The 19,993-nt window shown below is 67.9% G+C and carries 24 protein-coding genes; 19 read left to right on the forward strand and 5 right to left on the reverse strand.

All coding sequences use genetic code 11. The annotated features are described in order from the left end of the window. Positions 1 to 7 precede the first annotated feature (7 nt). The 9 genes from ACWF4Z_RS32745 to ACWF4Z_RS32785 all read left to right on the forward strand — a co-directional run bounded on the left by ACWF4Z_RS32745 (position 8) and on the right by ACWF4Z_RS32785 (position 7,948). Positions 8 to 721 carry a TetR/AcrR family transcriptional regulator gene (locus ACWF4Z_RS32745; RefSeq protein ID WP_452247058.1) on the forward strand — a complete coding sequence of 238 codons (714 nt, stop codon included), beginning with the start codon at positions 8 to 10 and terminating at the stop codon, positions 719 to 721. A gap of 290 nt (positions 722 to 1,011) precedes the next feature. Then, positions 1,012 to 1,308 (forward strand): hypothetical protein, encoded by a 297-nt coding sequence (locus ACWF4Z_RS32750; RefSeq protein ID WP_452247059.1) that lies wholly within the window; start codon positions 1,012 to 1,014, stop codon positions 1,306 to 1,308. Positions 1,309 to 1,334: 26 nt separating this feature from the next. Further along, positions 1,335 to 2,300 carry an SPFH domain-containing protein gene (locus tag ACWF4Z_RS32755; protein WP_452247060.1) on the forward strand — a complete coding sequence of 322 codons (966 nt, stop codon included), beginning with the start codon at positions 1,335 to 1,337 and terminating at the stop codon, positions 2,298 to 2,300. Between the two features lie 4 nt (positions 2,301 to 2,304). Further along, positions 2,305 to 2,916 (forward strand): CGNR zinc finger domain-containing protein, encoded by a 612-nt coding sequence (locus ACWF4Z_RS32760; protein WP_452247061.1) that lies wholly within the window; start codon positions 2,305 to 2,307, stop codon positions 2,914 to 2,916. A gap of 311 nt (positions 2,917 to 3,227) precedes the next feature. Then, positions 3,228 to 3,890 carry a TetR/AcrR family transcriptional regulator gene (locus ACWF4Z_RS32765; protein WP_452247062.1) on the forward strand — a complete coding sequence of 221 codons (663 nt, stop codon included), beginning with the start codon at positions 3,228 to 3,230 and terminating at the stop codon, positions 3,888 to 3,890. A gap of 175 nt (positions 3,891 to 4,065) precedes the next feature. After that, positions 4,066 to 5,046 carry an ROK family protein gene (locus ACWF4Z_RS32770; RefSeq protein WP_452247063.1) on the forward strand — a complete coding sequence of 327 codons (981 nt, stop codon included), beginning with the start codon at positions 4,066 to 4,068 and terminating at the stop codon, positions 5,044 to 5,046. Then, on the forward strand, positions 5,043 to 6,173 hold the full coding sequence (gene nagA, locus ACWF4Z_RS32775; protein WP_452247064.1) for an N-acetylglucosamine-6-phosphate deacetylase: 1,131 nt from the start codon (positions 5,043 to 5,045) through the stop codon (positions 6,171 to 6,173). Before ACWF4Z_RS32770 ends, nagA begins: the two co-directional genes overlap by 4 nt. Continuing rightward, complete coding sequence (locus tag ACWF4Z_RS32780; RefSeq protein ID WP_452247065.1) at positions 6,161 to 7,075, forward strand: 1-phosphofructokinase family hexose kinase; 915 nt, start codon at positions 6,161 to 6,163, stop codon at positions 7,073 to 7,075. Before nagA ends, ACWF4Z_RS32780 begins: the two co-directional genes overlap by 13 nt. A 36-nt stretch (positions 7,076 to 7,111) precedes the next feature. Further along, positions 7,112 to 7,948, forward strand: coding sequence for a class II fructose-bisphosphate aldolase (locus tag ACWF4Z_RS32785; RefSeq protein WP_452247066.1), 837 nt, complete (start codon positions 7,112 to 7,114; stop codon positions 7,946 to 7,948). 14 nt (positions 7,949 to 7,962) lie between these two features. Here the strand turns inward: ACWF4Z_RS32785 and ACWF4Z_RS32790 are convergent, their stop codons facing one another. Genes ACWF4Z_RS32790 through ACWF4Z_RS32805 form a run of 4 tightly spaced genes read right to left on the reverse strand, consistent with a single transcriptional unit; the run spans position 7,963 to position 11,634 of the window. Beyond that, on the reverse strand, positions 7,963 to 9,012 hold the full coding sequence (locus tag ACWF4Z_RS32790; RefSeq protein WP_452247067.1) for an ABC transporter permease: 1,050 nt from the start codon (positions 9,010 to 9,012) through the stop codon (positions 7,963 to 7,965). Beyond that, entirely contained in the window at positions 9,009 to 9,887 is an 879-nt protein-coding gene (locus ACWF4Z_RS32795; RefSeq protein ID WP_452247068.1) for an ABC transporter ATP-binding protein, read from the reverse strand. The genes ACWF4Z_RS32790 and ACWF4Z_RS32795 overlap by 4 nt, the downstream gene beginning before the upstream one ends. Next, entirely contained in the window at positions 9,884 to 10,276 is a 393-nt protein-coding gene (locus ACWF4Z_RS32800; RefSeq protein WP_452247069.1) for a GntR family transcriptional regulator, read from the reverse strand. Before ACWF4Z_RS32800 ends, ACWF4Z_RS32795 begins: the two co-directional genes overlap by 4 nt. Positions 10,277 to 10,332: 56 nt before the next feature. Continuing rightward, on the reverse strand, positions 10,333 to 11,634 hold the full coding sequence (locus tag ACWF4Z_RS32805) for a cryptochrome/photolyase family protein (protein ID WP_452247070.1): 1,302 nt from the start codon (positions 11,632 to 11,634) through the stop codon (positions 10,333 to 10,335). 51 nt (positions 11,635 to 11,685) lie between these two features. Here ACWF4Z_RS32805 and ACWF4Z_RS32810 point away from each other — a divergent pair, with 51 nt between their 5' ends. The 7 genes from ACWF4Z_RS32810 to ACWF4Z_RS32840 all read left to right on the forward strand — a co-directional run bounded on the left by ACWF4Z_RS32810 (position 11,686) and on the right by ACWF4Z_RS32840 (position 17,537). After that, positions 11,686 to 12,399 carry a metal-dependent transcriptional regulator gene (locus ACWF4Z_RS32810; protein WP_452247071.1) on the forward strand — a complete coding sequence of 238 codons (714 nt, stop codon included), beginning with the start codon at positions 11,686 to 11,688 and terminating at the stop codon, positions 12,397 to 12,399. A 71-nt stretch (positions 12,400 to 12,470) separates the two neighbouring features. After that, a complete protein-coding gene (locus ACWF4Z_RS32815; protein WP_452247072.1) occupies positions 12,471 to 13,250 on the forward strand; it encodes a class I SAM-dependent methyltransferase in 780 nt (259 codons plus the stop codon). 208 nt (positions 13,251 to 13,458) lie between these two features. Beyond that, a complete protein-coding gene (gene pabB, locus ACWF4Z_RS32820; protein WP_452247073.1) occupies positions 13,459 to 14,835 on the forward strand; it encodes an aminodeoxychorismate synthase component I in 1,377 nt (458 codons plus the stop codon). Beyond that, the gene (locus tag ACWF4Z_RS32825; RefSeq protein ID WP_452247074.1) at positions 14,828 to 15,526 is read left to right on the forward strand and encodes an aminotransferase class IV; all 699 of its coding nucleotides are present in this window, start codon (positions 14,828 to 14,830) and stop codon (positions 15,524 to 15,526) included. Before pabB ends, ACWF4Z_RS32825 begins: the two co-directional genes overlap by 8 nt. Before the next feature lie 165 nt (positions 15,527 to 15,691). Further along, positions 15,692 to 16,603 (forward strand): SPFH domain-containing protein, encoded by a 912-nt coding sequence (locus tag ACWF4Z_RS32830; protein ID WP_452247075.1) that lies wholly within the window; start codon positions 15,692 to 15,694, stop codon positions 16,601 to 16,603. A gap of 9 nt (positions 16,604 to 16,612) precedes the next feature. Further along, positions 16,613 to 16,822 carry a hypothetical protein gene (locus ACWF4Z_RS32835; RefSeq protein ID WP_452247076.1) on the forward strand — a complete coding sequence of 70 codons (210 nt, stop codon included), beginning with the start codon at positions 16,613 to 16,615 and terminating at the stop codon, positions 16,820 to 16,822. Next, positions 16,815 to 17,537, forward strand: a complete 723-nt coding sequence (locus ACWF4Z_RS32840) for a GOLPH3/VPS74 family protein (RefSeq protein WP_452247077.1) — start codon at positions 16,815 to 16,817, stop codon at positions 17,535 to 17,537. The genes ACWF4Z_RS32835 and ACWF4Z_RS32840 overlap by 8 nt, the downstream gene beginning before the upstream one ends. Here ACWF4Z_RS32840 and ACWF4Z_RS32845 read toward each other — a convergent pair. Beyond that, entirely contained in the window at positions 17,534 to 17,701 is a 168-nt protein-coding gene (locus ACWF4Z_RS32845; RefSeq protein ID WP_452247078.1) for a hypothetical protein, read from the reverse strand. The two genes, ACWF4Z_RS32840 and ACWF4Z_RS32845, sit on opposite strands and share 4 nt — an antisense overlap. Before the next feature lie 141 nt (positions 17,702 to 17,842). On the opposite strand from ACWF4Z_RS32845, the gene ACWF4Z_RS32850 reads away from it, so the two are divergent. The 3 genes from ACWF4Z_RS32850 to ACWF4Z_RS32860 are packed head-to-tail and all read left to right on the forward strand — an operon-like array spanning position 17,843 to position 19,940. Continuing rightward, complete coding sequence (locus tag ACWF4Z_RS32850) at positions 17,843 to 18,226, forward strand: GntR family transcriptional regulator (RefSeq protein WP_452247079.1); 384 nt, start codon at positions 17,843 to 17,845, stop codon at positions 18,224 to 18,226. Further along, complete coding sequence (locus ACWF4Z_RS32855) at positions 18,223 to 19,146, forward strand: ATP-binding cassette domain-containing protein (protein ID WP_452247080.1); 924 nt, start codon at positions 18,223 to 18,225, stop codon at positions 19,144 to 19,146. Before ACWF4Z_RS32850 ends, ACWF4Z_RS32855 begins: the two co-directional genes overlap by 4 nt. After that, entirely contained in the window at positions 19,143 to 19,940 is a 798-nt protein-coding gene (locus tag ACWF4Z_RS32860; protein WP_452247081.1) for a hypothetical protein, read from the forward strand. The genes ACWF4Z_RS32855 and ACWF4Z_RS32860 overlap by 4 nt, the downstream gene beginning before the upstream one ends. Positions 19,941 to 19,993: the final 53 nt, after the last annotated feature.

A 19,993-nucleotide genomic window follows, 5' to 3' on the forward strand; every position in this document is an offset into this window, starting at 1 on the left:
AGTGGGTTTGGCTGAGTCCGGACGCGAGCAACGCCGGGCGGCGACGCTCGCCGAGATCAAGGCCGCCGCGCGCCGGCTGCTGGTCACCGGCGGCACGGCCGCGATCGGGCTGCGCGCGGTCGCGCGCGAGCTCGGCCTCACGCCGCCGGCGCTGTACCGGTACTTCCCGAGCCACGAGGCGCTCGTCGGTGCGCTGATCGCAGACCTGTACGACGAGTTGACGACGGCGCTGATGGACCTGCAGAACACCGACGAGGCGGTTGACCTGGGTGCTCGGCTCTACCTGCTGGCGAACGGCTTCCGGGACTGGGGTCTGGCCCACCCGGCCGAGTTCGCGCTGCTGTTCGGGACCGCCGTCCAGAGCCCGGACGTGGACGATCACGAGGAGACGGTCGGGCATCAGGCGGCGATGCGCTTCGGGAGCCTGTTCAAGGAGCTGGTGGCGCAGATCTGGCACTGGCAGCCGTTCCCGTACCCGCCGGACGAGCAGCTGGGCACCGAGCTGGTCAGCCAGCTGACGCAGGAGTCGGAACACTTCGGGGGCATGCCACCGGGAGCGATCTACCTGTCGCTCACCTACTGGACCAGGCTCTACGGCCTGATCTGCATGGAGGTCTTCGGCCAGCTGCACTGGGTCTTGCCGGACGCGGCGAGCTACTTCGAGGCTCAGCTCTACGAGATCGGCCTGGCGCTCGGACTGGACTGCCCCGCGCCTGAATAGAACCTGGCGCTGAACAAAAGAAACCTGTGGGCGCTTCCGGAACCCCCGACCGGGTGGCCGAGCGATTCAGGGTCAGGCGGACTACCTGACTGCCCACAGGTCCGGTGGCGGCGTTGGATTGGCCGACCACTTGCCCAAAAGCTAGTGGTTGGCGGTCAGCCCGCCGCCACCTCACGAGTCCGATAAGAATTCATTCTTAGGACCACCTCCCTTCGCGTGTACCGAAAACCTACGTCGGCGGCCCGCTGCGTTCAACTGTTTTTCGCCCTGGGATGAATGAGACTGGGGACATGATCAGACTCGGCCTGCCCGTCATCGTCCTGCTGGTCGGAACCGGCTGGTTCGCGTGGGCGTCGTACCGCCGGGCCGCCCAGGCGGAGCAGGCTCTGGCCGAGGTCAACGCCGAGCATCGTGCGTTGATGAACGAGGTCAGGTCGCTCGAGCGGGCGGTCGCGGCTGCCGAGCAGGGCTTGCGTACGCTCAGCTCGCATCCGTCGGTGCCGCGTGACGTCGCGGTCACCGCCGACCTGACCCTCGCCGATATTCGGCGTCTGCGACCGGGGCGGTGGGGCGGGGAAGGAATCTAACTAGCACGCAAGGAGCTCGACAACTGATGGCCAAGCTGGGGAACGCCACCGCCGCGATCAAGCCCAAGGGCAGCACGAAGGTGAAGGTCGTCGGCGGCCTGATCGCTGCCGTGATCCTCCTCATCATCTTGTTCAACATTTTCAACTTCGCGAGCACCGACGCGAACCGGATCGGCCTGCACTACGGCGGCGGCGTGATCGAGGACAAGAAATTCAAGTCGATCGTCCCGCCCGGTTCCACCAACAAGCTGATCGGTCCCGGCGACACGGTCTACGACTACCCGATCGACCAGCGCTCGTACATCATCGGCGGCGACGGCGCGGACACCGACGCCGGTGACGAGGTCACCGTGGTCAGCAAGGACAACGTCCGGCTCGGCGTCCGGGTCCAGGTCTACTTCACGCTGAACCGCGACAAGGACGTGCTCAAGTCCTTCCACGAGCGGATCGGCCTGAAGACCGAGGCCTACACCGAGCATGGCTGGAACGACATGCTCCAGAGCTACTTCCGGCCGCAGATCGACCGGGCGCTGGCAGCAGTCGCGACCAACTACAACTGGGCCGAGCTCTACAACAACGAGAAGAAGAAGTCCGAGTTCCAGACCGCGGCGTCGACGGAGTTCACCCGGTTACTGCCGGCCGCCGTCGGTGGTGACTACTTCTGCGGACCGTCGTACAACGGCTCCAACGCGTGCGGCGAGCTGTCGTTCACGATCCAGAAGCCGACGCCGCTGGACAAGGGCATCATCGACGGCCTGGAGGCCAAGCAGCGCGCCGAGCTCTCCAAGGCCACGCAGGAGCAGACGAACCAGCAGGTCGCCGTCCAGCTGCAGTCCGTCGCTCAGCAGGTCAAGCTGCTCGGGGCGAACGGCTACCTGCTGAAGACCGCGATCGAATCGGGCAAGATCCAGTTCATGGTCATCCCGCAGGGCAGCAACGTCAGCGTCCCGGTCCCCGTCCCGGCCACCCCCACCACCCCAGCGCCACGCTGACCTCATGACCGGTCTCCCGTCGCACCTCGAGCTTGTGCAGGGCGTTGTCCTGCCCAAGCCGGTCGGCGCTGACCCGGTGCTCGACTTCGTCAACACTCGATCCGACTGGACCACGGGTGGTCCGGCGCGGACCGAGTGGCTGACGTCGTACGAGGCCTTCCTGATCTGGAACTCGTACGTCGGACTCCTGTCGCCGGCCACCGTGTTCCGGCTGATCGAGCAGGCCGGCAGTACCCCGGCCGAGGTCGGTCCGCGCCTCCATGCCGCGCTGGACTTCAGAGTCGACCTGTACGACGTTCTCACCGGCCAGGCGACCGACGGGACGTTCGAGTCGGTCGCCCGGGTGATCCAAAAGGCCTCAGCACGACGTCGACTCGTGCCGGCCGGCGAGGGCGCGTCCTGGGAGCTACCGGAGGATCTCGCCCTACCGCTCCACAACCTCGCGCTACTCGCAGGCGACCTGCTGACAGGACCGTCCCGAGCACACGTCCGGAGATGCCCGGGGGAGTCGTGCGGCTGGCTGTTCCTGGACGCTCGCGGCCGCAGGCGCTGGTGCTCAATGGCAACCTGCGGCAACCGAGCCAAAGTCCGAGCCCACGCAGCCCGCGTGCGTTAGCTGGGCTCGGGCGGACGGCAATCCTTACGTTCTGTGTTCGCGTACGCACGGTAAGCAAACAAGCGATCTGAACAGCGTCTCCACTGTGGAGCGACGGTCGCGGCGGTGTCGGAAATACCCCGAAACAGCTAGGTGTGAGCGCTGTCTACCGCGGGAAAGAAGCAGTTTCAGAGAAATCTGAGGAATTCTCGGAGATTACTGGTCCGAGCCCTCCAGTTCAAACGACCGTTTGAACTATGCTGACTGCAGGCTACGGCGCGTGAGCAGGTGGGGTGCCTGAGCGAGCAGTAGCCGGGGGGAAGGAGAACTCTGTGGAAACACCGGTCGAATCGACCCGGGAGAGATTGCTCAACGTCGCCGAGCAACGGTTCGGTGAAGGGGGTTACGAAGGAACCTCGCTGCGCGCCATCACGGTCGCGGCGGCCGCGAACATCGCGGCGGTCAACTACCACTTCGGTTCGAAGGAAGCGTTGCTGCGGGCCGCGGTCGCGCGGGCGATGGCGCCGGTCAACACCGAGCGGCGGCGCCGGCTGGACCAGTTGGAGGCCCAGGGCACGCCGACGCCGGAGCAGGTGATCCGGGCGTTCATCGAGCCCGGGCTCGAGTTGGTGCGCCGCGGCGAGCGTGGTGCCGTGGGGCTGCGTTTCATCGGTCGTATCGCTTTCGATCCGAGCCAGCGGATCCGGGAGCTGTACGCGGCCGAGTCCGATCCGATCGAGAAGCGGTACCTGAGCGCGTTGCAAGCCGCGCTGCCGCACGCGGCGCCCGAGGCCGTCGCGTTCGGGTACGTGAACATGCTGGGCCTGCTGGCCCTGCACCAGTCCCAGGCCCTCCAGCAGTCTCTGCCCCGCGCGCCTGGCGTGGCAGCGATCGAGGTGACGCCCGAGGATCCCGGCGTACTCGCCGAGAACCTGATCGCGTTCCTGGTGGCGGCCTTCGACCGGGGCCTGCGCCCGGACCCGCGCAGACCCTGACCCGAGCGGTGGCGTCCGAGAACCCGTGGTTCCTGCCCACGGCTCCCCGGACGCACCCGAACCCCGGGTAGGCGCAGCGGCGACCAGACCAAACGACCGTGTGGTCCGGTCGACAGTGTCCGAAGATTGCTCATGGATGTTCAGACCACGGGGCAACGCTGCATAATGGCGCTCCGTGGAGCCCTGTGAAGTCGTCGTTGCCGTCGATCTCGGTGGAACCCGGATGAAGTGCGGCCTGGTCGCCGCCGACGGTGCCGTGCTGCACCGCGAGACCAGGCCCACCCCCAATGCTCTGTCGGAGACCGGTGGCGGGGGCCGCGCCGTTCTCGACGCACTGGTGGAGACGGTCGTCGAGCTCAGCCAGAAGGCGACCGCCGACGGTCACAAGGTCCGGGCCATCGGCGTCGTCGTCCCCGGCGTCATCGACGCCGCGACCGGCACGGTCAGCGCGGAGAACCTGGTCTGGGTCGCTACGCCGGTTCTGGCCGAGATCACTGCCGCGGTCGGGAACGGCGTACCGATCGTGCTGGCCCATGACGTCCGGGCCGGCGGCTACGCCGAGCTTCGCCAGGGCGCCCTGGTCGGCACGACGAACTCGATGTTCCTGCCGCTCGGCACCGGCATCGCCGCCGCGATGATCATCGACGGCTCGCTGGTCAGCGGTGACGGGTACGCCGGCGAGCTCGGCCACTCGAAGTTCATCCACGGCGAGGCGGCCGAGCTGTGCGCGTGCGGCCAGTGGGGCTGCCTCGAGACGGTCGCCTCCGCGGCCGCGCTGGCTCGCCGGTACGGCGCCCGCACCGGCCGGACCGTTGACGGCGCACGCGAGGTGCTGGAGCTGCTCGAGGCCGGCGATCCGGACGCTGCCCAGGTCTGGGAGGACGCGCTCAGGGTCCTGATCGACGCCCTCGTCCTCTACACGACGTTGGTGGCGCCGACCCGGATCGCGATCGGCGGCGGACTCATCGGCGCGGGCGAGAAGTTGCTGCAGCCACTGCGCGAGGGGATCCACGCGCGGCTGACGTTCCAGCGCGAGCCGGAGCTCGTGGCCGCGGTGCTGGGTGAAGAGGCAGGCATGCTCGGCGCCGCGCAGATGGCCTGGGACCGAGTCACCGCGGACCAGACCCGCTTGCTCAGCGAGGAAGGCGACGCATGACGACGTACCGCGTGGGCCGGGTCGTGACCTCGGACGACGTCCTCGAGAACGCCTGGATCCAGGTCGTCGACGAGGACATCCGTGCGTTCGGCCGCCGCTCGGAGGGGATGCCCGCGGACGGCCAGCGGCCGCAGGATCTCGGCGACGTGACCGTCGTACCGGGGTTCGTCGACATCCACACCCATGGTGGTGGCGGTTCGAGCTACTCGACCACTGACCCGGAGGAAGCGCGCAAGGTCGCGGCCTTCCACGCCAAGCACGGTACGACGACCACCCTCGCCAGCCTGGTGTCGTCGCCGCTGGACGACCTGGTCTCGCAGACCGCTTGCCTGTCCGAGCTGATCGCGGACGGTGTGATCGCCGGGGTTCATCTCGAAGGTCCGTTCCTCTCCAAGGCGCGGTGTGGTGCGCACGACCCGGCGTTGCTGCGGGACCCCGTCGCGGACGACGTGGCGAAGGTGCTCAGCGACTCGGTCAAGATGGTGACCATCGCGCCGGAGCTCGAGCACGGGCTGGAAGCGATTCGGCAGGTGGTCGACGCGGGTGCCGTCGCGGCGCTTGGTCACACGGATGCGACGTACGAGCAGATGATCGCCGGCGCCGATGCCGGCGCGACCGTGGCGACGCACTTGTTCAACGGCATGCGGCCGTTCCACCACCGCGACCCGGGGCCGGTCGGTGCGGCGCTGAACGACCAACGGTTGCTGCTCGAGGTCATCAACGACGGCATGCACCTGGATCCCCAGGTCGTCCGGGTCGCGCTCGCGGCCGCCGGGGTGGACCGGATCGCGCTGATCACGGACGCGATGGCGGCGGCCGGGATGCCGGATGGCAACTACAAACTCGGCAACCTCGAGGTGGACGTGAACGACGGCCTGGTAACGCTTGCCCACGGCACGCATTCGATTGCCGGCAGCACCTTGACGATGGACGTTGCCTACCGCAACGCAGTCAAGGCCGGGACCTCGCTGGTGGACGCGTCCCGGATGGCGTCGACCACGCCGGCCGAGAGATTCGGCTGGTACGACGTGGGCTCGATCGAGACCGGTAAGCGGGCCGACCTGGTGCTGCTGGACGACGAGTACGTCCTGCAGCGGGTGATGCGGGCCGGTTCGTGGCTGGACTGATCGGTACCGTCACGCTCAACCTCGCGTTGGACGTGACCTACACCGTCGACGAACTGGTCGTCGGCGGCAGTCATCGCGTCGGCCAGATCCGTCGCCGGGCCGGTGGCAAGGGTGTGAACGTCGCGCGGGTGGCGGCGACACTCGGGCATCAGGTCCTCGTGCTCGGGTTCGTCGGTGGGGTCACCGGTGAACTGGTCGCGGAGGAGCTGTTCGACGCCGGACTTACCGCTTTGCTCACCCCGATCGCCGGTGAGACCCGTCGTACTGTTGCCATCGTCAACGGTGTCGACGGGGACGCGACGATCTTCAACGAGGCCGGGCCGAGCGTGAGCGCGGACGAGTGGCGCGCGTTCGGCGACCGGATGCCGTGGGGTCGGTTGGGCGTGCTGGCGTGCTCGGGGAGCATCCCGCCAGGATTACCGGCCGACGCGTACGCCGATATCGCGGTCCGGGCTCGGCATCACGACGTACTGACCGTGATCGACGCGGGTGGGGAGGCGCTCACCGCGGCCGCTCGCACCGGCGCCGTGGTTCGTTCGAACGCGGCCGAGTTGCGGGACGCGCTCGGCGACACGACCGTCGAGGACGGCGCGCGGGCGCTGGTCGAGCTCGGTGCGACCGCGGCGGTGATCACCGATGGATCGCGTGGGATGGTTGCCGCGAGCAACAAGGGCGTGTGGCGGGCGTTGCCGGTGGAGACGGTGAGTGGCAATCCGACCGGTGCGGGCGACGCCTGCACGGCAGTGGTCGCGGCAGCGGTGGCGGAATCGCCGGAGCCCGACTGGCCTGTCGTACTCAAGTCTGCGGTCGCGGCATCCGCCGCGGCGGTGTTGACGCCTGTTGCCGGAGACATCGATCTCGCCGCGTACCGCCGCTGGCAACCTCAGGTATCCGTTCACTAGCACCACTCCCCAGCATTTCCCTAAGGAGGACTTCACATGCCACTGGTTTCCGGGGCCGAGGTTGTGCTGGCTGCGGCCAAGGCCGGTCGTGGCGTTGGTGCGTTCAACGTGATCCAGCTGGAACACGCGACCGCGCTGATCGCCGGTGCCGAGCAGGTCGGTGCGCCGGTCATCCTGCAGATCAGTGAGAACGCGGTGAAGTACCACGGCGCCCTCAAGCCCATCGGCGTCGCGACCCTCGCCGCCGCGGCCGCCGCATCGGTACCGGTCGTCGTGCATCTCGACCACGCGATGGACCGCGACCTGGTCACCGAAGCGGTCTCGCTCGGCTTCACCTCGGTGATGTACGACGCGTCGAAGCTCGAGTACGCCGACAACGTCGCAGCCACCACCGAGGTGACGTCGTTCTGTCATGACCACGGTGTCTTCGTCGAGGCCGAGATCGGTGAGGTCGGCGGCAAGGACGGCGTTCATGCGCCCGGCGCCCGCACCCGCCCTGACGAGGCCGTCGCGTTCGCTGAGGCCACCGGTGTCGATGCACTCGCCGTCGCCGTCGGCTCCTCGCACGCGATGACCGAGCGTACGGCGACCCTCGACTTCGACCTGATCACCGAGCTCCACGCCGCGGTCGCCGTACCCCTGGTATTGCACGGTTCTTCGGGCGTTGCCGACCCCGACCTCACTCATGCCGTCGAGGCGGGGATGACGAAGGTCAACATCGCCACCCACCTCAACAACGTCTTCACGGCCCGGGTTCGCCAGGTGCTGAGCGACCAGCCCGACCTGGTCGACACGCGCAAGTACCTCGGGCCGGCGAGGGACGCGGTCGCTGCCGAGGTCGCTCGCCTGCTCGAGGTACTCAAAGCTGTCTGATCACAACAGGCTGATCAGGACAGGTCGCGCCGGATCCGCCAGAAGCTGAAGCCGGTCAAGGCCAACGCCAGCAGCAGGAACAGCCCGAACTCGCGCCATTGCAGCGCCCAGAAGGTGTTCGCCTCGAAGTAGCGCACGTGCTGCTTGTATCCCTCGTCGGCGAGCCGCTGGAAGCATGCATCCCGGTCGGCCGCCGAGGTCGGCGCCCCGACCTCCCCACCCGGCGGGGCCGGAGCGCACTTGATGGTCCACGAGGGCAGGGTGTTCTGGACCGTGCCGTTCTTGTCGACGGTCTGGTCCGACAGCTTCCAGGCGCCGACGGATCCGCTCGCGACCTCCAGTTGCTTGATCTGTGGATCCTTCTCGGGGCCGGACAGCATGAAGCCGCGGACATTCTCCGACGTCGCCACGATGTACTGCTCCGTCGGTGCCAGCAGGTGCGGCCGGATCAGCGACGGCGTGACGATCTGGACGAGGATCACGACCGCCAGCGTGACCGCGAGAGCGACGAGAGTCCGGCGGACGACGAGACCGATCGCGACCCCGAGGGCGAACGCGAACGCGGCGTACCCGACCGGGACCAGACCGCGTGCGGAGAAGACCGGCGGGAACATCCGCGGCAGGAAGACGTTCGAGTCCTGGCCGGCGTTGATCGCGCGGTCGATCGGGCTGGACCACCAGGTGACGGCGAGGCTCAGCAGCCCGGTCACCAGGATCGCGGCGCCACCGGTGATTGCGATCTTCGTCGCGAGCCAGCGGCGACGGCCGATGCTCTGGCTCCAGACCAGCCGATGGGTCCCGGTCTCCAGCTCACGCGAGATCAGGGGCGCACCCCAAAACGCTCCGATCACGGGCGGAACGGCGTACAGAAGGACCTGGCCCAGCTGGTACATCAGCGGGTTGAAGCGCTCGAACCCGAGGTTCGAGATGAACGCGCCGGCGAGCCGTTGATAGTCGTCGGCGAGGCTCGGGCCGGTGACCGCGAGGGTGACGGCGACCGCGGCGATCACCGCCGCGACCACCAGGAACTGCACGCGGAACTGCCGCCAGGTCAGCCAGGTCATCGCTGCACCTCCAGAACGGGACGCTCCGGCTGGGTCTCGCGGCCCATGTAGGCCAGCACCAGGTCTTCGAGCGTGAGTTGGGTGACCGACCAGGCCGGGTCGAGGATCGGCTGATCGGTCCGGATCAGGTACGTCGACTGCCGGTCGGTATGACTCGCGGACACGACGTGCTGGTCCCGCGGCAGGTCCTTCGCGTCGCGTCGCGGTCCGGTCAGCCGGAAGTGCGTCGCGAGCAACGCGTCGATCTCGCCGCTCACCTGGACGTGCGAATCGACCAGCACGATCAGGAAGTCGCAGGCGCGCTCGACGTCGGAGACGAGATGCGACGACAGCACGACGCTCAACCCCTGCTCGGCGACCGCCTCCATCAGGTCCTGGAGAAACTCCCGCCGGGCCAGGGGATCGAGCGCGGCGACAGGCTCGTCCAGGATCAGCAGCTCAGGTCGCTTGGCCAAGCCGAGGGTGAGTGCGAGCTGGGCCCGCTGCCCGCCGGACAGCTTGCCCGCGCGCTGCTTCGGATCGAACCGGAGGTTCTTGAGCCGTTGCGTGGCAAGGGATGCGTCCCATCCGGGGTTCAACCGGGCACCGAGCTTCAGGTGGTCGGCAACGCTCAACCGCTGGTACGTCGGAGTGTCCTGGGCGACATACCCGACCTTCTCCTGCTGTGTCCCGGCGGCGGACCCCAACACCTCGATGGTCCCGGTGCTCGGCGTCAGCATCCCCACCGCCATGTTCAGCAGCGTGCTCTTACCAGCCCCATTAGGTCCGACCAGGCCGACCACGTGCCCGTCCGGAACCTCTAGATCGCAATCGGCCAGCGCCCAGCGCCGTCCATATTTCTTGCCCAGCCCCTGGGCCTTCAGTATTGCGCTCACGCTATGTCCTCCGTAGCGGCGGTCCGAAAGGTGGTGAGGAACAGGGCCTCGATGCTTTCGTCGTCGAGGCCTGCTTTACGGGCCTTGGCCAACCAGCGGCGGAGGTCTTGGCGGAGGGGACCGTGGGCAGCGAGGGTGTTGTCGGTGAGGGTCCGCGTCACGAACGTGCCGCGGCCCGGGCGGGCCTGGACAAGGCCTTCGTGCTCCAGTTCGCGGTAGGCCTTGAGCACGGTGTTCGGGTTGATCGCCAGCGCGGCGACGACGTCCTTGACCGTCGGCAGCTGGTCACCTTCCCGGAGCAGGCCCAGCCGCAACGCGTTCCGCACCTGCTGAACGATCTGCTGGTACGGCGACACCCCCGACCGGCCGTCCAGATGGAACTCGATCATCTCCAACCCCATTCATCTAGTTACCTAGTACTATAGGGGTGGAAGACAAGGTGGCGTCAAGAGCGGATCGCGTCGTACCTCCGCAGCGCTTCGCGGCGGGCCTCGGCGTGGTCGACGACCTGGTCCGGATAGCCGTCGGCGCCGTCGTGTTTCCACGGCTCATGTGCGGTCTTGCCGGTCAGGTGCCGCAGCTCGGGGACCCAGCGACGGACGTACTCACCGTCGGGATCGAACTTCAGGCCCTGGCCGACCGGATTGAAGATCCGGAAGTACGGCGACGCGTCCGCGCCGCAGCCGGCCACCCACTGCCAGTTCAGCGAGTTCGAGGCGAGGTCACCGTCGGACAGCGAGCGCATGAACCAGCGGGCACCGAACTTCCAGTGCACGTGAAGATCCTTGACCAGGAACGACGCAACCACCATCCGCACCCGGTTGTGCATGAACCCGGTCTCGGCCAGTTGCCGCATCCCGGCATCGACGAACGGGAAGCCGGTCCGGCCTGCGCACCAGGTGTCGAAGAGTTCGCCGGGTTCGTCGTACTGCATCTGCTCGAACTCGGGCCGCAGTGGCTTCCAGGCTGCGTGCGGGTTGCGCGCGAGCAGGTCCGCGCAGAAGTCCCGCCAGGCGAGCTGACGCCGGTAGGCATCGGCGCCCGCGCTGCGTTTGCGGGCCAGGTCGGCGAGCATCGTCCGCGGATGGATCTCGCCGTACTTGAGCGGGATCGACATCCGTGAGGTGCTGTCGAGATCGGGTCGGTCGCGCTCGTCGTCGTACCGGGCGACGTCGTCGAGGTAGTCCTCCCACTTTGGCAGCGTTAGGTCTTCGGCGGCTGGGAGCTCATCGCTGTGTGCACGCACCCAGGTGACGGTCGACGGCGGATCGACCGGTTTGCGCCAGCCGTGCTCGAGCCACGCGCGGAAGTACGGCGTGAACACCTGGTACGGCCGGCCTTGCTGGTTGAGGATGCGTCCGGGTGCGATCGCGTACGGCGATCCCGTGGCCACCAGCGCACACTTCAATGAGGCTTCAACTTCTTCATCACGAGCTTTTCCGTACGGCCCGTAGTCCGCACCGATGTGCACACTGCGGGCGTCGACCTCGTCGGCCAGAGCCGGAATCACCTGCGCCGGAGTGCCTCGGCGTACGACGAGATTGCCGTCCATGGCCGCGGACAGTCGTCGCAGCGACGTGGCCAGGCGCGCACGGCGTGGATCGCCGGAACGGTCCCATAACAAGGGGTCCAGGACGAACACCCCGACCACCCGGCCGTCACCGGCCGCTACCGCGTCGAGGAGTGCCGGGTTGTCGTCGAGTCGCAGGTCCCGCCGGAACCACATGATTGCTGTCACAGGCCGCATCTTCGACCAGTACCCGCGGCGATTCGGTGAGGCTTGCCTACATAGGCGAGAATGGTTGTCGTGAGCGAGCTGATCGATACCACCGAGATGTACTTGCGGACCGTCTACGAGCTGGAAGAAGAGGGGATCCTGCCGCTGCGCGCGCGGATCGCCGAGCGGTTGCACCAGTCCGGCCCGACGGTCAGCCAGACCGTTGCCCGGATGGAGCGGGACGGGCTGATCAAGGTGGAGGGCGACCGGCACCTCGAGCTCACCGAGGTCGGCCGCAAGCAGGCGGTCCGGGTGATGCGCAAGCACCGCCTGGCCGAGCGGCTGCTCGTCGACGTGATCGGTCTGGAGTGGGAGGACGTGCACGCGGAGGCCTGCCGCTGGGAGCACGTCATGAGCGACGCCGTCGAGCTGCGGCTGCTCAAGATCCTCGACAACCCGACCGAATCGCCGTACGGGAACCCGATCCCGGGCCTGGCGGAGCTGCAGGTCGACAGCGCGGTGAGCGAGATCGGGGACTTCCGGATCGGCGTGGAGCCGTTGGACAAGGTGCTCGACCAGGCCACCGGCACGAGTGTGCGGGTGCTGGTCCGCCGGATCGCCGAGCCGGTGCAGACCGACGACGGCGCGATGGCCGTGCTGCGCAAGGCCGGCGCACTGCCGGGCCGCGAGGTCGACTCGATGCTCGACTCCGAGGGTGTGCTGGTCGGCAGCCGCGAGGCCGGCGGCGTGATCAGCGACGAGACCGCCGGGCACATCTTTGTGAGCCTGGTCTGACTTCAAAGGTGTGTTAACGCCGAGCGCTCGATTCTGTACGGCGTGTGTGTGCGGGGTAGCCTCTGACCGCAATGTCTGAGAACCCGATCGACTGGCCGGAGTACCTGCGGGAGTTCCACACCGCCACTCCGGGCAGCACCGAAGCCCTGCTGTCCAGAGCCGTGGCAGGCGACCATACGCCGTACCGCTGGCTCGTCCGTGCTGTCTCCGGAGAGGCCAAACGGGTTCTTGACCTCGCCTGTGGCAACGGTCCGGTCGCGCGTGAGCTGTACGGGCGGTGGGTCGTCGGTGTTGACAACAACCCGGCCCAGCTCGCCGGTGCGCCCGGGCCGAAGGTCCAGGCGGATGCGCTGCACCTACCGTTCGCGAACGAGGTCTTCGACGTCGTCACGTGTTCGATGGGCCTGATGGTGTTGCAGCCGCTGCCCGAGGTGCTGGCCGAGGCCGCGCGCGTGCTGCGACGAGGTGGGGTCCTGGCCGCGATCGTGCCGGCCGTCCGGCCGCTGCGGCGTGGTGACATCCGCACGCTCAGCGGTCTGACCACGCGGTTGCGGTCGACTCCGCAGTTCCCGGCAGGTGGCGAGATCACCGAGCTGAAGGAGCAGTTGCGGCACGCCGGATTCGACGTGATGGAAAGCCAGCGCGAGCGGTACGTGTACACGATCCACTCGCCCGACGACGCTCGCCGGCTGGTCAACGCGCTCTACCTGCCCGGTACGCCGGACCTCCGCCGCGACACCGCCGCCGGCTGGCTCGCGGACCGGGCCGAGTCCAAGGACGGCCTCGAGGTCGCGATCCCGATCCGCCGCATCACCGCCATGCGCACCAAGCTCGCCCTGACCGGCTCCTGAGCAGTCTCTCGCGTGAGGTCGGGTCTGGTGGTCTCACTCCTACTGCGCGGCACTCGGTACGGCACCTCGCCGCACTGGAGCAAAGACCACGATGGAAAAACATCGAGGCCTTCACTCCAGCACGCCGATGCACCGCACCGAGCACCTGCTCGCTACGGCGTGAGACCACCAGACCCGACCCGGCGCTCGCGGTCTGTACCGTGTGGCTGTGGGTGCGCTGAGCTGGTCCATCCGGACGATCGACCGGGCGCTCGACGGTGAGACGGTTTACCGCGAGCTGCTGGCCGGTGAGCCTGTCGCGTTCTGGCTTGACGGGAGCCTGACGGACCGCGCGCCGCGTCGGGTTTCTGTGCTCGGTACGACGCTGGGTCAGGCGGCCGAGGTCGTCGTACGCGATGTTGCCGATGGGGACGTGTTCGCGGAGCTGCAGCGGTTGTTGGCGACTCGGGTTGCGGATGCGCCGCAGGAGTTGGACGGGCTGTTCAACGGGGGTTATGTCGGCTATTTCGGCTATGAGTTGAAGGCATTGACCGGGGGAGTGGCGGCGTACGAGTCGCCGACGCCGGATGCGCTGTGGATCTGGGCGAACCGGTTCATCGTCATCGATCACGACAATGAGCTGACCTACTTCGTCGCGGTCGACGAGCCAGGCGCGGGTGAAGGTTGGCTGCGGCGAGCCGAGGCGGCCGCGGCCAGTTGGTGGATGGGGAGCATCGACGTACCCGAGATTGCCCGCATGGATCTCGAGGCGCGGCTGGAGCAGGACCGGGCCACGTATCTGGCCGGCATCGCCGCGTGCAAGGCCGCGCTCGAGGCGGGGGAGACGTACGAGGTCTGCCTGACGAACCGCGTCCGCCTGCCACCCGTCCCCGACCCGTTCGAGTTCTTCCGCTGGCAGCGAGCCGCCAACCCCGCGCCGTACGCCGCCTTCCTCCGGTACGGCGATCTCGCGGTGGCGAGCTCGTCACCCGAACGGTTCCTGACCGTGGACGCGGACGGCTGGGCCGAGTGCCGTCCGATCAAGGGGACCGCGCCGCGGGATCCGGACCCCGGCCAGGACCAGTTGGCGGCCAAGGCGTTGGCCGAGGACGAGAAGACCCGGGCCGAGAACCTGATGATCGTCGACCTGATCCGCAACGACCTCGGCCGGGTGAGCGAACCGGGCACTGTCCACGTTCCGCAGTTGATGGAGGTCGAGAGCTACCGGACCGTGCATCAGTTGGTCACGACCGTCCGCGGCCGGCTGCGCACCGGGGTGACCGCGGTCGACGCTGTGCGTGCATGTTTCCCGCCGGGGTCGATGACGGGTGCGCCGAAGATCCGGACGATGGAGATCCTCGACGGGCTGGAGTCGAGTGCGCGCGGGATCTACTCGGGTGCGCTCGGCTACCTGACCGTGGACGGACGCGCGGATCTGAGCGTGGTGATCCGGACGGCGGTCCTGACACCGGACGCGACCGTGATCGGCGCGGGGGGTGCGATCGTGCTCGACTCCGAGCCGGTCGCGGAGTACGACGAAATGGTGCTGAAGGCAACGGCAGCCGTCGGCGGAGAGGCCGCGGCCGAAGGGTGGGGGCATGAGTGAGTTGCAGGTGGCGGATTCGTTTCTGGTTGCCAATGGCAAGGTTCGGGGGATCGAGCTGCACCGGGAACGGTTCGTTGGATCGTGTGCCGCAGTAGGGGTTCCGGCGGCGGAGTTCTGGGCCGAGCAGGTGGAGCGGCTGCCTGGGTTCGGGCGGTGGTTCCCGCGGTTCGAGCTGCGGATGTCGGGTGAGCTGGCGGTGCAGCGGCGTCCGGCGCCGACGACCGGTGGGCGCGTCCGGGTCGTGGTCCATGCCGGACCGGATCCGCGGACGGCTCCGCGGGTCAAGGGTCCCGATCTGGAACTGCTCGGCAAGCTGAAGGAATCCGCGCCGCACCGCGCCGACGAGCTCCTCCTGCTCGACCAGGACGGCACTGTGCTCGAGGCGGCGTACTCCGCCCTGGCCTGGTGGGAGGACGACACGCTCTGCTTCCCGCCCTCGGACCGTCCGCTCCTCCGGTCCGTCACCGCCCAACTCCTCCGCCGGATCGCCACCGCCCAAGGCGTTCCGGTCACCGAACGCCCCATCACCCCGGCCGAGCTCCAGTCCACCACCGAGGCCTGGCTCGTGAACGCCCTGCACGGCATCCGCCCCATCCACGCATGGGCCGACTCCGCGATCGATCCCCTCCCCAACTCCCGAGCCACCACCTGGCAATCCCACCTGGACTCCCTCGCCGCCCGCCTGCCGTAACCGTCCGTGCAGCTCGACAGGACCTATACGTCCACTGCCGACCGCTCCCCGCCTGAAGCGGCCGGGATTTCGGCAGGATCGGGCGACACCTCCTGTCCAGCTGCACGGCCACTTGTAAAACTGATATCACTTTGCTACCTTCGAGCTATTCGAGAGGAGCAGCTGATGGCTGAGCGGGATGGTGTGGTGGAGATGCCGGCACCGAAGGTGACCGAGCGGGTGGCGTGGCAGATCAACGGCTGGCCGGTCGCGCTGATCGTGCTGATCGTGCTGATCGCCGGGGTGGTGCAGTTCTCCGTCGGCGTCGCGCACGATGCCAACGGGATGGTCGTCCTGGGGGTCGCCCTGTTCGTCGCGGGGTCGATCGTGGCCGCCGGGCTGACGCCGGTGGCGCCGGGGCGGGCGCGGGTGCTGCAGATCCTCGGGCGGTACGCCGGGACCATCCGCTCCGACGGTCTGCGCTGGGTGAATCCGATCTCGACCCGCAAGGAGGTGTCGACCCGGATCCGCAACCACGAGACGGCTGTTGCCAAGGTCAACGATTCCGACGGCAACCCGATCGAGATCGCCGCGGTCGTGGTCTGGCAGGTCGAGGACACCGCGCAGGCGATGTTCGAGGTGGACGACTTCGTCGAGTTCGTCGCGATCCAGACCGAGACCGCGGTCCGGCACATCGCCAACAGCTATCCGTACGACGTCCACTCCGATGAGGGCGGCATGTCCCTGCGCGACAGCACCGACGAGATCACCGAGACACTGTCGACGGAGATCGGTGCCCGGGTGCATGCGGCCGGAGTCCGGGTGATCGAGTCCCGGATCACGCATCTGGCCTACGCGCCCGAGATCGCCCAGGCGATGCTGCGGCGTCAGCAGGCCGGTGCCGTGGTGGCCGCCCGGCAGCGGATCGTCGAGGGTGCGGTCGGCATGGTCGAGCTCGCGCTGAACCGGCTGTCCGAGCACGACGTGGTCGAGCTCGACGAGGAGCGCAAGGCGACCATGGTCAGCAACCTGCTGGTCGTGCTGTGTGGCGACCGGGACGCTCAGCCCGTGGTCAACGCCGGCTCGCTGTACCAGTGAGCGGCTGTCGTGGCCGTCGAACGCAAGAAGATCCTGCTCCGGCTGGATCCCGTGGTGCACGATGCGCTGGCCCGGTGGGCAGCCGACGACCTGCGCAGCACCAACGCCCAGATCGAGTTCCTGCTGCGGCGGGCGCTGGCCGACGCCGGCCGCCTGCCGTCAGGAGTCGGTAAGCAGCGCCGTCAGGGCCGTCCGGCCAAGGAGGAAGACGATGAGTAGGACCGTGGTTACCCCGCTCCGGAGGCCGGCCACCGCCGGTTCGGCGCGACGCCCCGTGCGCGCTCGCAAGTCAGTTGCCCTCGGCAACGTAACGGCCCCGGATGCCTTGACCGCAAGGCTCTTCCTGCTCGCCTACGATCCGGAGCGGGGACGGCTGACCAATCGGTCGAAGCTCGGGAAACTACTCCGGGCCGCGGCCCTGACCGACCTCCAGCTGACCGGGAAGCTTGCCGATGACAACGGTCGGGCCAGGCTGACGACGAGCACGCCTCCCACCGACCAGGTGCTCGCCGGTGTCCTCGAGGAGCTCCGCGGCGTCGGCCCCCGGAAGTGGCGGTACTGGATCGACCGCCGTCAGCGTCGAATCGTCCGTGCGGTCCGCGACGACCTCGTCCGCGCTCGCCTGATCAGGGTCGAATCGCATCGAGTCCTCGGCCTGATCCCCGCCGATCGCATCACCTTGCGCTACCCACTGGTCCGTCGGCAGATCCTGCGGACTGCAACCGACACCCTCCGCCCGTCCCGGCTGGTGACCCGCGTGGACCTTCGCGACGCGGCCATCGTCGTACTCGCGTCAACCGCGGACCTACGCACTGTCGTCACCCGCGAGCAGCGCGGCCGCCACAAGGACCGCCTGGCCCAACTCGCGATCCGTGTCGGTCCCGTCGTACCGGCCCTGAAGAAGTCTCTCCAGCAAGCCCAGTACAGCGGTTAGTCCTGCGGAGACGCCTGGGCAGCGAGCACCTCGAGGCTGTGGGCGATGGACGTGAGCGCCAGCGCCGCGACTGCCTCGTAGGTGCCGGGCTTCAACTTCGATGCGGTGACCGCGGCCAGTTCGGCGTACTGGCGGGCCACTTGCAGATCCTGTTCGACCGTCATGCCGTGCACCGTAACGAGGCTGCGGGTCCGAGCCAACGGGCGCGCGGAGCGGTCATACAACTGTCATTGACCTGGTGCCATCGGGTGGTGCTATGGTTCCTTACTCAAGTAACTAACCCATGAACCCGGGAGGGGGCTGAGGTGTTCGACGATCGGAGCCCGATCTATCTGCAGATCGCGGAGCAGATCAAGACCGACATCGTCAGCGGCGCCCTCGCCGAGGACGAGCAGGTGATGTCGACCAACCAGTACGCCGCCTTCTACCGGATCAACCCGGCCACTGCGGCCAAGGGATTCGCGCAGTTGGTCGACGAAGGCGTGCTGTACAAGAAGCGCGGGATCGGGATGTTCGTCAGCCCGAACGCCCGCGAGGTGCTCCGCAAAGGCCGCCGCGACTCGTTCTTCGCCGACGTGATCGATCCGATGATCCGCGAGGCCAAGGCGATCGGCATCCCCCTCAAAGACATCGTCCAGCACATCCGGACCCAGGCCGTGTCTGGTGATCCCGCCCACGGAGGCGCATGATGACCGCCACCCACGACTACGCGTTGACTGTGCGGACCGAGGAGTTGTCGGTCCGGTTCGCCGGAGAGCCGGCGATCGACCGGCTCGACCTGCGGTTGGCGCCCGGCAAGATCCACGGTCTCCTCGGCCGGAACGGATCAGGCAAGAGCACGCTGGCCGCCACACTGGCCGGCTTCAGGCAGCCGGACGAGGGCCGGGTGTTGATCGAGGGTGGTGATCTCGGTACGGCGCAGCAGCCGTACGAGAACGCGGTCGTGACGAGTCGGGTCTGCCTGATCCGCGAGTCCGGCGATGCGGTGGCCGCCGCCCCGGTCAAGACCGCGGTCCGGCTCGCAGCGAGCCTGCGCCCGTACTGGGACGACGACCTGGCCGGTGAGTTGCTGGATCGCTTCGAAGTCCCACAGGACAAGAAGATCCAGAAGCTGTCCCGCGGTAAGAAGTCCGCGCTCGGGGTCGTGCTCGGCCTCGCCAGCCGCGCGCCGCTGACGATCTTCGACGAGAGCTATCTGGGCATGGACGTCCCGTCCCGCAACCTCTTCTACGACGCGCTGCTCGCCGACTACGCCGAGGTGCCGCGCACGATCGTGCTCTCCACGCACCTCGTCAGTGAGGTCAGCGCGCTGCTGGAGGAGGTCGTCATCCTCGACAACGGACGACTCGTCACCCAGTCGCCGGTCGACGCGCTGCGAGGCCGTGGCGCCTCGCTGGTCGGGCCGGCCGCGGTGGTGGACAAGTTCACCGCGGGATTCACCGTCCTCGCCGAGGAGCGCCTCGGCGGCACCAAGTCCGCCACGGTCCTCGGCGATCTCGATCCCGCGCTGATCGCGGCGGCCACGGCCGCCGGGCTGGAGATCGGCCCGGTGGGTCTCCAGGATCTCTTCGTCCACCTGACCGCCCCGACGACGGGAGCTCGCTCATGAGCACCGACCTGGACAGCAGGACCGAACCATCGCAGTCGGTAGCCCCGGTCGCGTTGCCGCGGGGATCGACGCCGGCGCGTCGGCTCAAGCTGGTCCTGCTCGCGATGCTGACCGGACTGCGGCCGATGCTGGTCGGCTACTGGCTGGTGGTGCTGGTCGGCTTCATGGTGCTCGGCACGGGCTTCAACATCGTCACCCACGGATCGGTCCACAACAGCATCTGGGACTACAGCACCCAGTCGCCGAAGTACTTCTCGATGGCGATCGGCATCACCATCACTCCGGCGTACCTGACTCTCATGGTCGCCCAAGGCGTCACCCGGCGGATGATGTCCGTTGCCGCGAGCATCTATCTCACCGGAGCCGCGGCCGCGACCGCCCTGCTCTGGGCGCTGGGCTACCTGCTCGAGCGCGCGATCTACGACTGGCAGGGCTGGGAGCAGACGTTCGCGAACACGCACCTGTTCAGCAAGCCGACGCAGTCGGGACTGATCTTCACCGAGTTCTTCCTGCTGATCCTGTCGCACGAGGTGTCGGGGTGGTTGCTCGGCATCACCTTCTACCGCTTCGGTTTCTGGACCGGTCTGCTCCTCCTCCCGCTATCGCTGATCCCGGCTGCGTCCGCGGAGTTCCTGCTCGTCGCGCAATGGCTCGCCGATGTACTGAACCGATTGAACTATCACCGTCCGCCACTGGCCGTCGCCGTACCGTCCGTCCTGGTGGCCAGCGCGCTCGGTCTGTACGCCGGGTATCTGGTCCTGCGACGGATGGCGTTGAAGCCGGCCAAGGGCTGACTTATGCACAGGGGGTGTGTATAAGTCGGGTCGTTCCTGTGGATGGTTGCGCG

This window comes from Kribbella sp. NPDC055071 (genome assembly GCF_053608045.1).

Bases quoted from the DNA above. Each gene is read 5' to 3' on its own strand.
- ACWF4Z_RS32750 (WP_452247059.1), top strand. From the start codon at position 1,012: ATGATCAGACTCGGCCTGCCCGTCATCGTCCTGCTGGTCGGAACCGGC.
- ACWF4Z_RS32755 (WP_452247060.1), top strand. From the start codon at position 1,335: ATGGCCAAGCTGGGGAACGCCACCGCCGCGATCAAGCCCAAGGGCAGC.
- ACWF4Z_RS32760 (WP_452247061.1), top strand. From the start codon at position 2,305: ATGACCGGTCTCCCGTCGCACCTCGAGCTTGTGCAGGGCGTTGTCCTG.
- nagA (WP_452247064.1), top strand. From the start codon at position 5,043: ATGACGACGTACCGCGTGGGCCGGGTCGTGACCTCGGACGACGTCCTC.
- ACWF4Z_RS32785 (WP_452247066.1), top strand. From the start codon at position 7,112: ATGCCACTGGTTTCCGGGGCCGAGGTTGTGCTGGCTGCGGCCAAGGCC.
- ACWF4Z_RS32790 (WP_452247067.1), bottom strand. From the start codon at position 9,012: ATGACCTGGCTGACCTGGCGGCAGTTCCGCGTGCAGTTCCTGGTGGTC.
- ACWF4Z_RS32800 (WP_452247069.1), bottom strand. From the start codon at position 10,276: ATGATCGAGTTCCATCTGGACGGCCGGTCGGGGGTGTCGCCGTACCAG.
- ACWF4Z_RS32805 (WP_452247070.1), bottom strand. From the start codon at position 11,634: ATGCGGCCTGTGACAGCAATCATGTGGTTCCGGCGGGACCTGCGACTC.
- ACWF4Z_RS32810 (WP_452247071.1), top strand. From the start codon at position 11,686: ATGGTTGTCGTGAGCGAGCTGATCGATACCACCGAGATGTACTTGCGG.
- ACWF4Z_RS32815 (WP_452247072.1), top strand. From the start codon at position 12,471: ATGTCTGAGAACCCGATCGACTGGCCGGAGTACCTGCGGGAGTTCCAC.
- ACWF4Z_RS32825 (WP_452247074.1), top strand. From the start codon at position 14,828: ATGAGTGAGTTGCAGGTGGCGGATTCGTTTCTGGTTGCCAATGGCAAG.
- ACWF4Z_RS32830 (WP_452247075.1), top strand. From the start codon at position 15,692: ATGGCTGAGCGGGATGGTGTGGTGGAGATGCCGGCACCGAAGGTGACC.
- ACWF4Z_RS32840 (WP_452247077.1), top strand. From the start codon at position 16,815: ATGAGTAGGACCGTGGTTACCCCGCTCCGGAGGCCGGCCACCGCCGGT.
- ACWF4Z_RS32845 (WP_452247078.1), bottom strand. From the start codon at position 17,701: ATGACGGTCGAACAGGATCTGCAAGTGGCCCGCCAGTACGCCGAACTG.
- ACWF4Z_RS32855 (WP_452247080.1), top strand. From the start codon at position 18,223: ATGATGACCGCCACCCACGACTACGCGTTGACTGTGCGGACCGAGGAG.
- ACWF4Z_RS32860 (WP_452247081.1), top strand. From the start codon at position 19,143: ATGAGCACCGACCTGGACAGCAGGACCGAACCATCGCAGTCGGTAGCC.